Origin of the sequence: Pasteurella pantherarum (assembly GCF_049670885.1) — a bacterium.
Classification (GTDB): Bacteria; Pseudomonadota; Gammaproteobacteria; order Enterobacterales; family Pasteurellaceae; genus Pasteurella.
This window is the reverse complement of record NZ_CP187173.1, coordinates 2,077,187-2,088,835: the sequence shown is the minus strand read 5'-3', so window position 1 is coordinate 2,088,835 and position 11,649 is coordinate 2,077,187. Positions and strand designations below refer to the sequence as shown.

At 40.8% G+C, this 11,649-nt stretch carries 14 protein-coding genes; 8 read left to right on the top strand and 6 right to left on the bottom strand.

Annotated features, from left to right (window positions below):
- Positions 1–24: 24 nt before the first annotated feature.
- The 4 genes from mscL to slyD all read left to right on the top strand — a co-directional run bounded on the left by mscL (position 25) and on the right by slyD (position 2,482).
- Positions 25–429 carry a large-conductance mechanosensitive channel protein MscL gene (mscL, locus tag ACPEEM_RS09880; protein ID WP_424401950.1) on the top strand — a complete coding sequence of 135 codons (405 nt, stop codon included), beginning with the start codon at positions 25–27 and terminating at the stop codon, positions 427–429.
- 140 nt (positions 430–569) lie between these two features.
- Complete coding sequence (gene rraB / locus ACPEEM_RS09875; RefSeq protein ID WP_424405058.1) at positions 570–1,007, top strand: ribonuclease E inhibitor RraB; 438 nt, start codon at positions 570–572, stop codon at positions 1,005–1,007.
- A gap of 107 nt (positions 1,008–1,114) precedes the next feature.
- The gene (locus tag ACPEEM_RS09870) at positions 1,115–1,822 is read left to right on the top strand and encodes an SIMPL domain-containing protein (protein ID WP_424406868.1); all 708 of its coding nucleotides are present in this window, start codon (positions 1,115–1,117) and stop codon (positions 1,820–1,822) included.
- A gap of 66 nt (positions 1,823–1,888) precedes the next feature.
- Complete coding sequence (gene slyD, locus ACPEEM_RS09865; RefSeq protein ID WP_424401947.1) at positions 1,889–2,482, top strand: peptidylprolyl isomerase; 594 nt, start codon at positions 1,889–1,891, stop codon at positions 2,480–2,482.
- A gap of 52 nt (positions 2,483–2,534) precedes the next feature.
- Here the strand turns inward: slyD and ACPEEM_RS09860 are convergent, their stop codons facing one another.
- From ACPEEM_RS09860 to asnC, 6 genes are all read right to left on the bottom strand, one after another.
- Positions 2,535–2,747, bottom strand: a complete 213-nt coding sequence (locus tag ACPEEM_RS09860; RefSeq protein ID WP_424401946.1) for a YdcH family protein — start codon at positions 2,745–2,747, stop codon at positions 2,535–2,537.
- A 97-nt stretch (positions 2,748–2,844) separates the two neighbouring features.
- Complete coding sequence (locus ACPEEM_RS09855) at positions 2,845–3,321, bottom strand: low molecular weight protein-tyrosine-phosphatase (protein WP_424401945.1); 477 nt, start codon at positions 3,319–3,321, stop codon at positions 2,845–2,847.
- 45 nt (positions 3,322–3,366) lie between these two features.
- Complete coding sequence (locus ACPEEM_RS09850) at positions 3,367–5,514, bottom strand: UDP-glucose:protein N-beta-glucosyltransferase (protein ID WP_424401944.1); 2,148 nt, start codon at positions 5,512–5,514, stop codon at positions 3,367–3,369.
- A gap of 15 nt (positions 5,515–5,529) precedes the next feature.
- Positions 5,530–6,864, bottom strand: a complete 1,335-nt coding sequence (rimO, locus tag ACPEEM_RS09845) for a 30S ribosomal protein S12 methylthiotransferase RimO (RefSeq protein WP_424401943.1) — start codon at positions 6,862–6,864, stop codon at positions 5,530–5,532.
- 225 nt (positions 6,865–7,089) lie between these two features.
- Positions 7,090–7,848, bottom strand: coding sequence for a uridine phosphorylase (udp, locus tag ACPEEM_RS09840; RefSeq protein WP_424401942.1), 759 nt, complete (start codon positions 7,846–7,848; stop codon positions 7,090–7,092).
- 28 nt (positions 7,849–7,876) lie between these two features.
- Positions 7,877–8,329 (bottom strand): transcriptional regulator AsnC, encoded by a 453-nt coding sequence (gene asnC, locus ACPEEM_RS09835; protein WP_424401941.1) that lies wholly within the window; start codon positions 8,327–8,329, stop codon positions 7,877–7,879.
- 157 nt (positions 8,330–8,486) lie between these two features.
- On the opposite strand from asnC, the gene asnA reads away from it, so the two are divergent.
- The 4 genes from asnA (at position 8,487) to ACPEEM_RS09815 (ending at position 11,634) form a co-directional block, all read left to right on the top strand.
- Positions 8,487–9,479: an aspartate--ammonia ligase gene (asnA, locus tag ACPEEM_RS09830; RefSeq protein ID WP_424401940.1), complete on the top strand. Its 993-nt coding sequence runs from the start codon at positions 8,487–8,489 to the stop codon at positions 9,477–9,479.
- Positions 9,480–9,687: 208 nt separating this feature from the next.
- Positions 9,688–10,500, top strand: coding sequence for an ABC transporter permease (locus ACPEEM_RS09825; protein ID WP_424401939.1), 813 nt, complete (start codon positions 9,688–9,690; stop codon positions 10,498–10,500).
- The gene (locus ACPEEM_RS09820) at positions 10,481–11,188 is read left to right on the top strand and encodes an ABC transporter ATP-binding protein (protein WP_424401938.1); all 708 of its coding nucleotides are present in this window, start codon (positions 10,481–10,483) and stop codon (positions 11,186–11,188) included. Before ACPEEM_RS09825 ends, ACPEEM_RS09820 begins: the two co-directional genes overlap by 20 nt.
- On the top strand, positions 11,185–11,634 hold the full coding sequence (locus ACPEEM_RS09815; protein WP_424401937.1) for a hypothetical protein: 450 nt from the start codon (positions 11,185–11,187) through the stop codon (positions 11,632–11,634). The genes ACPEEM_RS09820 and ACPEEM_RS09815 overlap by 4 nt, the downstream gene beginning before the upstream one ends.
- The last annotated feature ends 15 nt before the right edge of the window (positions 11,635–11,649 follow it).

Here is an 11,649-nt window from a genome sequence, read left to right as displayed (position 1 = left end):
AATGTTTTTACTTAGGAGAATTTTATGAGCTTTATGAAAGAATTTCGTGAATTTGCGATGCGTGGTAACGTCGTTGATATGGCTGTCGGTGTGATCATCGGTGGTGCATTCGGTAAAATCGTAAGCTCACTCGTTGGTGATGTGGTGATGCCGGTATTAGGTATCTTAACTGGCAACGTTGATTTCAAACATTTAAGTGTCGTATTAAAAGAAGCAGTGGGTGATGTGCCTGCGGTGACTTTAAATTACGGTGCATTTATTCAAAACGTCTTTGACTTTATTATTATTGCTTTCGCTATTTTCTTGATGATTAAAGCGTTAAATAAATTGAAACGTGAAGAGCCAAAAGTTGAAGAACCAAAAGCAGAACCTAAACCTTCAAATGAAGAAGTTCTACTTGCAGAAATTCGTGATTTATTGAAAAAATAATCATTGTCTTTGAGAAAAATCTTCCCCTTTGGGAAGATTTTTTTACATGTAGCGTTTTTCTTTTCCTTTCCCCCCTTTCCTTGTTTAAGCCTGCTATATCCTTTACAATATTGCTAATTTTTTCTTAAAAGGTAACAAAAATGACCGATTTTAATGCACTTCAAGCAGAAACCCGTGAAATTATTACAAATTTATTTGAGGATGGGAGTGATCCTGATGCGTTGTATATTATTGAGCATCACATCGTTCACAATAATTTTGATAAATTAGAAAAAATTGCTGTTGAGGCATTTAAAGCGGGCTATGAAGTGTCTGAAGCCGAAGAGCTTGAAGATGAGAAAGGCAAAGTACTGTTTTGTTTCGATATTATTAGCGAAGTGGAATTAAAAGCCGAAATTATTGATGCACAACAGAAAGAATTATTACCTTTGGTTGAGAAATTTGGTGGCATTTACGATGGTTGGGGAACTTATTTTGAAGACCCTAACGCCAAAGAGGATGAATACGGCGAAGACGGTGAATTCTTCGATGATGAGTTTGATGATGACTTTGATGATGAGCCTCGTCGAAACGAATAAAAAAATGACCGCACTTTTGATAAGTTATTGAAAGTGCGGTTTTATTTTGAACTATTTTTGTTTGCTTTTGCCTAATTGATGGTGATTTCACAAGAGAAGAGGTGTATATGACGCTAAAACAGATGATATGGCTATTCCTTGCCTTACCTTTAACGCTTCAGGCACAAGGGGCAGATGTAATCAATAATCAAGTCAAGTTTGTTGCTGAAGTGGCAAAGGAAATTGAGCGTGATGAAATGCGGGTGGCACTGTATTGGCAAGAAGAAGGTAAAGATGCCGAGGCATTAAATCAGAGCCTCGTGGAACGCATAAATCATGCCTTGGCGTTAATCAAAAAACAACAAGCGGTAGAGATTCTGTCTCAACAACGTTACACACAAGTGCGTTATGGTAAAGATGGCAAACAAAATGGTTGGGTTGATCGTGTAGAATTCCTTTTGAAAAGCCAAGATATTCCCGCCTTATCAAAACTGGTGTCCGCATTGAACGATGATTTAAAAATCGAGGGGCTTTATGCCACGGTTTCACAAGAGCGTTTAGCCCGTGTAGAAAAAGAGATGACCGCAGAGGTGGTGCAAAAATTTGAACAAAAAGCACAATTAATTCAATCTCTCATGAAAGCGAAAGGCTATCGTCTCATTGAATTAGATTTCGCTCCACAAGCGTTAATGGGGGAAACCCGAAACTATGCGGTGTCAATGAAAGGGGGAGATCAGTTTTATGGCATTTCAAGCCATGATGAAATGCGATTAGAGGTGGGAAAAACAACCTTAAAATCAGTTGTACAAGCAAAAATCGAATTAATCAATGATTAGCTTTCTAATGATTGATATTTCTTATACAATAACAAAATTCATTTACGTAGATAAATTGGAGTAATAATGAAAGTTGCAAAAAATGTTGTGGTGAGCATTGCTTATCAAGTGCGTACACAAGATGGCGTATTAGTTGATGAAGCCCCTGTAAATCAACCTTTAGAGTATTTACAAGGACATAATAACCTTGTGATTGGTTTGGAAAATGCACTAGAAGGTAAAGCAGTGGGAGATAAATTTGAAGTGCGTGTAAAACCTGAAGAAGGCTATGGTGAGTACAACGAAAATATGGTTCAACGTGTGCCGAAAGAGGTATTCCAAGGTGTTGATGAATTAGTCGTGGGAATGCGTTTTATTGCGGATACCGACATTGGTCCATTGCCTGTTGTGATTACCGAAGTGGCTGAAAATGATGTCGTGGTAGACGGAAATCATATGCTTGCTGGTCAGGAATTACTTTTTAATGTTGAAGTGGTTGCTACACGTGAAGCGACATTAGAAGAAATTTCACATGGTCATATTCACCAAGAAGGTGGCTGTTGTGGTGGTCATGATAGTGATGAAGAAGGACATGGTTGTGGCTGTGGTAGCCATCATCATGATCACGAACATCATCATGAGCATGAAGGCTGTTGTGGACAAGGTGGCTGTAAGCACTAATTTTCAAAATATTTAAAAAAAATACCGCACTTTTCAATGCGGTATTTTTTTATTATTGAGATTTTTTCAAAATGGAATACATTTCATCTTTTAGGCGAAGTTTTTCTTTTTTCAAATTTTCCACTTCTGTTGGTGTACCGAATTCAATATGGGCTTCAATATTTTTAATGCGTTGATCCAATTCATTATGTTTATCAAATAAACGTCCAAAATGGGCATCATCGTTTTTTAATGTAGAGATTAAGTCTCGAAATTCTGGAAACATAAAAACTCCTTTGAGAGAACCATGGAATAAAATAAAAATAAACTGCCCAATTATGTTAACCCAATTTTTAGGTAATGACTGTGGGCTAGATCACAATCTACAGAGAAAGTTCTTTTTTCATTTTATCCAACAAGGCATCACAGCAACGATCAAGCAATTGGTAGGTTTGCTGGAAGTTTTTGGTATACCATGGATCGGGGATATGATCGTAGCCTAAATCGGGGCAAAGTGCGGTGATTTGAAAAAGTTTTTCGGGGTGATGACCAAAGAGCTGTTCTAGATCTTGCAAGTTGTTATGATCCATCGCAATGAGGTAGTCAAATGTTTGCCAATCACTTAACGCCACTTTTTTACTGACAAAGCCCTCACTGGGTATGCGGTGAAAATCCAGCACTTCAGCCGTCCCGCAATGCATATTTTTTCCATCATGCCAGCCAGATGTTCCTGCACTGCTTGTTTTAATCTTTTCCGTTAAACCCGCTTGTCGGATTTTTTCACGCATAAGGTATTCTGCCATTGGTGAGCGACAAATATTACCTAAACAAACAAAAAGAATATGAATGGGTGTGTTCATTGTATGACCTCATGAAAAATATCCCCAATGAATGGGGATATGGATTTAGTTAGAAGCCTTGTTAGAGGCTTTTTTAGCCGATTGACTTTTGGTTTCTGCTTGGGTTTTCGATTGAGCTTTGGTGCTTGTAGAGGCTTTCGGGCGAGCGGTTTTTTTCGGCTCACTTGCCTTTTTCTTGCTAACCTTTTGTGTTACTTCACTCGTTGCTTTCGTGCTAGTGCTTTTACGGCGACGAGGTGTTTTTTCCGCAGGGGCATTATCTGCCGACGGGGTAGCTGTACCTTTTCGGTTGCTTTTGGTTTTCTTTGTGGCTGTCGTAAGCGGTTGTTGACCTTGCTGAATGAGCCATTCATTTAATTTTTCAAGGAGAATATTGCCCATTGGGCTTGGATCCCCAGTGAATAAGGTCTGTAATCCATTTTTCTCAATAATATGACGACGTAAAGCCAAGCGTTCTTCATGATTTTCTGCAAGACGAAGGGCTCGCTCGACATATTCTTCCGCACTATGTGCAATTAACCAATCAGGTAGACCTAAACGTTTAAACAGACCTTCATCAATATGTTCATGTACTTCATCGCCTGTTTTACACACCCCAACTAAGCCTAATGTGATCATATCGATAATCCCGTTAGTATTGCCGAATGGGAACGGGTTAAGCATCATATCGCAATCATGCAAAACGGATAGGTAAGCATGGTAAGGCAGTTGTGGATGAACGGTGGCAAATTCCCCTAAATAACTTTTGATAAAACGTTCAATATATGGATGGGTGATGCCTTGTGATTGCCCTAAAGCGAAGTGGAAATGCACTTTGACTTTCGCTTTGGTGGTGATGGCATAAAGTGCTTCTAAGAAATACGGATTGAGTTTCATGGTGGTGGCGGCAATCCCAATATGGACAACATCTGGGTTTTCACGCAGGCGATATTCCACGTGTGTGGGTGCAGACGCAGAAGGCACATAAGGTAGGGCATCTTTCGGTAAGCGTAGCAAGGTTTCGCTAAAGCACGCTTCAGAGCCGACATAATCGTCTTCAACAATGACATACTCAATAAAGTCAGAATAGGTGGTGGCAGGGTGGCCTAAAGCAATGGCTTGAATGGGGGCAACACGACAGTTACTGGCGAAAATGCTCACTAAATCCATGCCAATGCTTGGCATGTAAAGAATTGCCGCACCATTTTCTTCACAGATTTTTTTCATCAAGATTAATTTATCAAAAATCGTATTCCCTTCTAGCAGATGAAACTCATCGAATACGGCTTGTCCTGCTTTGTCAACAGCCTCACCGCCTAAACCAATTAAATGGAAATGTTGGCGTGCCGCAATCATTGAAGTGGAATGGGTGCGATAAATAGAATGTGAGGCATGGAAATGTTCGAGTAGCACAACCATGACAGGTTTTTCATGGCGTTTGCCGATTTGGCTCACATCACGATCGACCCAACCCACATCGAGTAAATGCTGGCGGATCACTTTGTTGAGGGCTTTTTTAACTTGGTGTTTATTCGGGGCAATATCATAGCTGCAATGCATATACACATCATGGGTGATTCCACTTGGCAGACCGTGTAAGCCATTTAGGGTGGCTAATTTTTCAGGAAACCATTGCAAGATTGCCGAGCGTTTGTTAAATGCACTGCGGGTGCCAAGAAAACGCGGAGATTGAAGGGCAAACATCAATGCTGCACAAACTTTAGGCTGGACTTCCCATAAGGTATCCAAACTTAAATTGACATTCGATTCAGGGAAATACAGTAAGCAGAATTTAAATAAAGCCGATTCGTCAGATGAGATATGAATATCAAGTAAGCTATCACGATCTGGCTTGGTGTTATAGGTTTGTAAAATATGGTCGGCGTTGATAAAAGGTGAGCTGGCAAAAATTAAATGTAGCCAACGTTGTAATGTGATGAATGAAAGAAAGCCTTTCTGTGAAATCTCTAATTTAGGATCTTGGAATAATGTTGTGATCGCCATCGCCATACGCGTACAGAAATAGACGGTCTCGTCATGTTCATGGCCTAAAATTTGCTCGGGGGCATCAAATTCAATGCCCGCTAGCGTCCCAAAATTGGTGTCTAATTTATTTAAAATGCTTAATAGTGCACTACAAGCTTTTTCATATTCTTTTTTTGCAACTGCGTGTTCAAACTCCATGACGCAAGGTGCTGATTTTTGTTCAGTCATCACATATCCTCTTGATTAACATGAACCCCACAGATCATATTCATCTGCATGGGTAATTTGGACATTGATAATTTGTCCAACCTTAACCGCTATTTGGCTTAGGTTTTCAATGTAAACCACACCATCAATTTCAGGGGCATCAGCCATAGAACGACCAACGATCCCTTCTTCATCGATTTCATCAATGATCACCGCAAGGGTTTTTCCTACTTTCTGCTGCAGACGAGCCGCAGAAATTTGCTGTTGTAATTGCATGAAACGATGAAAACGTTCTTCTTTAACCGATTCAGGGACTTGGTTTGGCATATCCGTTGCCACCGCCCCCTCAACAGGACTAAATTTAAAGCAACCAACGCGGTCAAGTTGTGCTTCTTTTAAGAACGATAATAAAAGTTCAAAATCTTCTTCCGTTTCACCTGGGAAGCCGACAATAAAGGTGGAGCGTAGCGTTAGCTCTGGGCAAATTTCACGCCATTTTTTGATTCGCTCTAAAGTGCGATCGATAGATCCAGGGCGTTTCATGGCTTTTAAGACTTTTGGACTGGCGTGTTGTAATGGAATATCCAAATAAGGCAGGATTTTGCCTTCAGCCATTAAGGGAATTAAGTCATCCACATGTGGGTAAGGATACACATAATGTAAGCGTACCCAAGCCCCGAGTTTACCGAGCTGTTCACAAAGGCTAATGAGATTATTCTTAATCGGCATGCCGTTCCAGAACACCGTTTTATTTTGGTTTTCTTTCCCCTGATCTAAGGAATAGGCGGATGTGTCTTGCGAGACAATTAATAATTCTTTCACGCCTGCATCCACTAAGCGTTTTGCCTCATCTAAAATTTGCGTAATGGCACGACTGTCTAAATCGCCACGCATAGAAGGAATGATGCAGAATGTACAACGGTGATCACAACCTTCTGAAATTTTTAAATACGCATAATGTTTCGGTGTTAATTTAACCCCTTGTTTCGGGACTAACGTGGTATAAGGGTTATAGGCAGGTTTTGGCACGTATTTATGCACTTGTTCCATCACCGCTTCATAGCTGTGAGGGCCTGTCACTTCAAGGACTTTCGGGTGCACTTCACGAATGCGATCTTCCTTGGCACCCAAACACCCCGTGACAATCACCTTGCCATTTTCTTCTAAGGCTTCACCAATGGCTTCCAAGGATTCCTGTACGGCACTGTCAATAAAGCCACAGGTGTTGACAATCACCAGATCGGCATTTTCATAACTTGGAATAATGTTATAACCATCAGTGCGTAATTCGGTCAGAATTCGCTCTGAATCCACTAAGTTTTTTGGGCAACCAAGACTAATAAAGCCAATATTTGGGGCAGAAGATGTCATAAAAAAATCTCAACTAATAGTTAATCACTCATCAAACGGATTATTGTAACCAATTTGTTAAGAAAAGGCGATAAAGCAGCACGAAAAGTAGGTAAATTTTTGTGCAATTTGAAGTATAGATCTAAAAGGATTCAGCTAGCAAAAAAGTGCGGTCAATTTTTCCATTTTTTTGCGATTTAAAAAACGCTTGTCGATATAACAAGCGTTTTGATAGGAAGAATCAGATTAAAGAAGATATTCGGCTGCTTTGACCACAACCTCTACCGCATTCTTCTCAATCTCTTTTAGGGCGGCTTCATTTGGGATTTCTTGTTGTGTGCGGTTGACAATCACCCCAGCAATCATGCCTGCACGCAGACCCAGTGCAGAACACATGGTAAATAATGTGGCGGATTCCATTTCAAAGTTCATCACATTGAGTTCTTGCCATTGTTTTAATGAGCCTTGGAAGTGGCGCCATACTTTACCGCTATAAGTATCATAGCGTTCTTGACCAGGATAGAAGGTATCCGAAGAGGCGGTAATGCCGACATAAACATGTTGTTTGGCATTTTCAATAGCGGCTTTGTAAAGTGCATTGGTACATTCAAAATTCGCCACCGCAGGGTATTCCATTGGGGCAAAGTGCAAGCTTGCACCATCTAAACGCACCGCACCTGTTGTGATTAAAATATCGCCGACTTTAATATGGGATTGAATCGCCCCTGTGGTACCAATACGTAAGAAAGTACGCACGCCTAATTGGGCGAGCTCTTCTACGGCAATAGAGACTGATGGACCGCCGATGCCAGTTGAGCAAACGACAACCGCCTGATTATTGATGTAGCCTAACCAAGAAGTAAATTCACGTGTGGACGCTAAAAATTTTGGACGATCCAATAATTGTGCGATTTTCTCAACACGTTCAGGGGCACCGGGCGTGATCGCAAGGGTCGCACCTTCTAACATAGCCTTGGTTAGACCAAGATGGAATACTTCCGACATATTATCTCCTCAATTATGCTTAAGTATTTTAAGGTTTGATATCTCGCAAGATTGGATTTTGCATGGATATCAAGGTTTCAGTCGATTGAATTTCATCAATCAGTTGAATTTTGGTTGCCAATACCGCATGAAGTTCTGCAATGGTATGGGTCATGACTTTAATAAAAATAGAGTAGTTGCCTGTGGTGTAATAGGCTTCGACCACTTCATCAAAGGCTTCTAATTTTTTGATCACTTTGTCATAATCTTTTGCACTTTTTAAAATGATCCCGATAAAACAGCAAACGTCATAGCCTAATTTCCGTTCATTAATCCGCACTTTGGTACCTTCAATGATGCCAGCTTGACGCATTTTTTCGACACGGACATGAATTGTGCCCGGACTGACGCCAAAGTTTTTCGCCATTTCAGCATAGGGTGTACGAGCATCCTTGGTTAAAACACGCAAAATTTGTTGATCTAAGTTATCAATAGAGTGCATATATCTTCCTGTTTTAGAATTTATTTAAAAAATATTGTATCATTTTTGATAATATTCATATTAAATCCCTTTTTTTAAAAAAGCTATTGAATAATGGGCATTAAATATTAAATAATATCCAACAAGTTTGAAGTGTATTTATTTTTAAGGTATAAAAATGCAAAAATCATTTATTTTACAACAACAAGAAATTAGCTTTGCAAAGAACACGTTTACTGAGAAGTTAGCGGATCATTTAGGTATTGTTGAAGTTCAAGGACCTATCCTAAGCCAAGTGGGCAATGGGATTCAAGATAATCTTTCAGGAACAGAAAAAGCAGTGCAAGTAAATGTGAAGCAGATCACAGATGCAAGCTTTGAGGTTGTGCACTCTTTAGCCAAATGGAAACGCCATACACTTGCTCGTTTTGGATTCGCAGAAAGCGAAGGGTTATTTGTTCATATGAAAGCATTACGCCCTGATGAAGATTCGTTAGATCAAACCCACTCTGTGTTTGTGGATCAATGGGATTGGGAAAAAGTGATCCCAGCAGGTCGTCGTAACCTTGCTTATTTAAAAGAAACCGTGCGTTCAATTTATCAAGCGATTGTGGAAACAGAAGAAGCGGTAAGCAAAAAATTTGGCTTAGCTCGTTTCTTGCCTGCAGATATTACCTTTGTACACAGTGAAGAATTAGTGCAACGTTATCCAAACATGAACGATAAAGAGCGTGAAAATGCCATTTGTCAGGAACATGGTGCGGTGTTCTTAATTGGGATTGGTGGTAAATTATCAGACGGTAAACCACACGATATGCGTGCCCCAGATTATGATGACTGGACAACGCCATCTGAAGGGGAATACAAAGGGTTAAACGGTGATATTTTAGTTTGGAACCCTATCTTAGAGCGTGCGTTTGAGCTTTCTTCAATGGGTATCCGTGTGGATGAAACCGCATTACGTACTCAGTTAGCCTTAACAGGTGATGAAGATCGTTTAAAATTCGACTGGCACCAAGATTTAATTAACGGTCGTTTGCCACTTTCTATTGGCGGTGGGATCGGTCAATCCCGTTTAGTCATGTTGTTATTACAGAAAAAACATATTGGTGAAGTCCAATCTAGCGTATGGCCGAAATGGGTGATGGAAGAATTTGAAAACATTCTGTAGTGCATAATCAATAGAAGAAAGATAAGGTGCGGTGGTGCATCTTATTTTTTATCTTCTTTTCTTTTTACGAAAGTGCGGTCGTTTTTAAAACTTTTTTAAATTGGACCGCACTTTTCCTCTCTTTTTGTTTAATAAATAAACATTGTCAACAAGAAAATTTGTGATTATTATTTACCTCAATTGATAATGATTATCAAATGAGGTGGCAATGCTTTTGTTACATGGCAAACCGCACCCTCGTTTTTGGCTTTGGGCGGTGCTGGATTATCTTTGGGGCGTTTTCGCCACATTGGGAACAATATTTCTTTGCTTAGCCTTATGGCAATTTACCCATCAGCAAATGGGTTCGATGGTCATGCCTGCACCTCAAGCTGTATTGCATCGGGTATACGAGATCACGCAAGGGGCTGAACGTGCCAATATTATGACAACCCTGTGGCGGGGGTGTTTTGCACTGTTGTTAGCCATGAGTTGTGGCTCGTTATTGGGCTTTATGGCTGGGCTATCAAAAACCATGGCGTTGTTATTGCGTCCGATCAATACCATTTTGTTAGGTATTCCACCGATTATTTGGATCGTATTAGCCCTTTTTTGGTTCAACATGGGAGATACGAGCGTCATTTTTACGGTATGGATTGTCGTACTTCCTTTCGTCTTTGCCGCTGCACAAATGAGTTTATGCTCGGTCCCAACGGATTTAATTGAAGTGATGAAGGTGTACCGTATCCCTTTTTCTCGCCAGCTCACCCAATTGTATTGTCCTTATATTTTTCGTCAAATGTTGCCCGCCTTGATTGTGGCAGTGGGATCGGGGTTGAAGGTGACCGTGATGGCGGAATTATTGGGCAGTAATGATGGTATGGGAAGTGCCATTGCGAATGCACGAGCAATGTTAGACACCACCGATGTGATGGCTTATGTTCTGCTGATTATCAGTCTGATTATGTTGATTGAATATGGGGTACTCGAGCCAATTCGGCGTTATGTCTTGCAGGGAGAGAATGATGTTAAGACTGAATGAAGTGTGCCTTAAATTGGCAGGGCAAACCATTATTCAAGATTTTTCCATGCAAGTGGAATGTGGAGAATGTGTGGTTTTGGTTGGGGCGTCAGGCTGTGGTAAAACCACGTTGTTGCGTGCTATTGCGGGTTTAATTCCCGTGTCTTTTGGCGACGTGTTAAGTGTCAGTAAGCGACTGGCTTATTTATTTCAAGAGCCTCGACTTTTACCTTGGTTATCCGTGCGGGAAAACCTGAAATTAATTTTACCCGATTTATCGGAAGCCCAACTTTTTGCCACCCTTGAATGTCTTCAGCTGAGTCCGTTAGATGCAGAAAAATTGCCTGATGAATTATCAGGCGGCATGAAACAGCGAGTGGCTTTAGCGAGGGCATTGATCTTGCAGCCCGATTTATTATTAATGGACGAGCCTTTTTCTGCACTGGACAGCCAATTACGGCATCGCCTACAAGACTTGATTCAACATTATATTGAACAAGGATTAGCCGTGGTGTTGGTGACCCATGATATGCAAGAGGCCGTACGTATGGCACAGCGTATTTATTGTGTTGCGGACAGCCCCGCTCAAAACCTGTCTCCCATTGTCTTCAATACCCCTTATGCACAACGAGATCATACATGGCAACAACAAGCTTTATTGCACCCAAGATTGCAAGAACTACATCAACATAATGCGAGATTATTATGAGTTTCGCATTGTGTGTTTTGTTAGGCTGTGTGTTTTTATGTACAGAACAAGAGCGTTTTATTGGTAATTTAGATTTAGACAATGAAACAGGCGTTTTCTTTATGCCAAATCGAGTCTTAGCACGGGCACATGTTTTCGTACTGGTGATCTTTTGGCTTGCCCACTTATGTGATGCCGACATCACCTTACAAAGCTGGCTCGCCTTAGCCTGTGCTAGCATGGCGATTGCACGGTTAAAAGCATGGCATTTTGCTCCACTTTGGCACAATCCTTACGTGATTTTCTATTATCTCGGATTACTGCTGTTTGCGTTGAGCTTTATTGGCATCGCATGGGGATGTTGGACCCCGACATCGTATGCCACGGCAGTTCAGGGGGTGATGGGACTGACATTATATTGGGCAATGCTCACATTATGTTGGTGGCGTTGTTGGTTTTACCATTAAAAGCAAGCGTCGTTT

Coding starts and splice junctions, on each gene's coding strand:
- ACPEEM_RS09860 (WP_424401946.1), bottom strand. CDS start 2,747: ATGTTTCCAGAATTTCGAGACTTAATCTCTACATTAAAAAACGATGAT.
- ACPEEM_RS09820 (WP_424401938.1), top strand. CDS start 10,481: ATGATGTTAAGACTGAATGAAGTGTGCCTTAAATTGGCAGGGCAAACC.
- ACPEEM_RS09815 (WP_424401937.1), top strand. CDS start 11,185: ATGAGTTTCGCATTGTGTGTTTTGTTAGGCTGTGTGTTTTTATGTACA.
- ACPEEM_RS09870 (WP_424406868.1), top strand. CDS start 1,115: ATGACGCTAAAACAGATGATATGGCTATTCCTTGCCTTACCTTTAACG.
- ACPEEM_RS09825 (WP_424401939.1), top strand. CDS start 9,688: ATGCTTTTGTTACATGGCAAACCGCACCCTCGTTTTTGGCTTTGGGCG.
- ACPEEM_RS09855 (WP_424401945.1), bottom strand. CDS start 3,321: ATGAACACACCCATTCATATTCTTTTTGTTTGTTTAGGTAATATTTGT.
- slyD (WP_424401947.1), top strand. CDS start 1,889: ATGAAAGTTGCAAAAAATGTTGTGGTGAGCATTGCTTATCAAGTGCGT.
- asnC (WP_424401941.1), bottom strand. CDS start 8,329: ATGCACTCTATTGATAACTTAGATCAACAAATTTTGCGTGTTTTAACC.
- rimO (WP_424401943.1), bottom strand. CDS start 6,864: ATGACATCTTCTGCCCCAAATATTGGCTTTATTAGTCTTGGTTGCCCA.
- rraB (WP_424405058.1), top strand. CDS start 570: ATGACCGATTTTAATGCACTTCAAGCAGAAACCCGTGAAATTATTACA.
- mscL (WP_424401950.1), top strand. CDS start 25: ATGAGCTTTATGAAAGAATTTCGTGAATTTGCGATGCGTGGTAACGTC.
- udp (WP_424401942.1), bottom strand. CDS start 7,848: ATGTCGGAAGTATTCCATCTTGGTCTAACCAAGGCTATGTTAGAAGGT.
- ACPEEM_RS09850 (WP_424401944.1), bottom strand. CDS start 5,514: ATGACTGAACAAAAATCAGCACCTTGCGTCATGGAGTTTGAACACGCA.
- asnA (WP_424401940.1), top strand. CDS start 8,487: ATGCAAAAATCATTTATTTTACAACAACAAGAAATTAGCTTTGCAAAG.